This window comes from Vibrio sp. 1401 (genome assembly GCF_033340295.1).
In genome coordinates, this window is the sequence record NZ_JAWOWF010000567.1 from 1 (window position 1) to 599 (window position 599).

Below are 599 nucleotides of genomic sequence, written 5' to 3' on the forward strand. Positions count from 1 at the left end.
ATTTGCCGCATCGCTACCGCCGTTGAACAAGTTATAGCGTAAACGCAACATGGCGAGAGTTTCATCGCTTCGACCTTTTAAGCCATCCGCATCGTCTTTCCAAGTTTGAGAAGCTTCAATCGAGATCGTCGGGTAGTTAACGCCTTTCGATTGTTTGTATTGGAACTTGGCAGAATCCACATCCGCCAATGCGATTTGAATCACTGGGTGTAATTCAAATGCCAAGCCAACCGCTTCATCGACGGTGTAGGGGATAAAGTTCTGATCAGCTCTTGGAAAAATTAACCCTTGTGGCGTTTGCCCCACCAAGCGGGTAAACATTGTGTGGGAGTCGTAAAGGTTGTTTTGTGCAGCTGCCAGATTACCATGCGCTTTCGCTAAACGTGCTTCAACCTGTGTTAAGTCCGCAGTAGAGCCGATGCCGGAAGTGACGCGTTTTTTGATGTCCGTATAGATGTCTTTGTGAACGGCAAGATTGTTCTCAGACAGCTTTAAGACTTCATAAGCCTTTACCGCATCTAAGTAGACTTTAGTGACTTCTAATGCCTTGTCTGAAGCATCAGCTAACAGTTGGAATCGCACCGATTCTGCATCCGCAG

Annotated in this window: 1 protein-coding gene; it reads right to left on the reverse strand. The window is 46.7% G+C overall.

The window, feature by feature from the left end:
• Window positions 1-599, reverse strand: a 599-nt coding sequence (locus R7Z77_RS26865) for a TolC family protein (RefSeq protein ID WP_318137241.1), incomplete at both ends; no start/stop codon positions are given.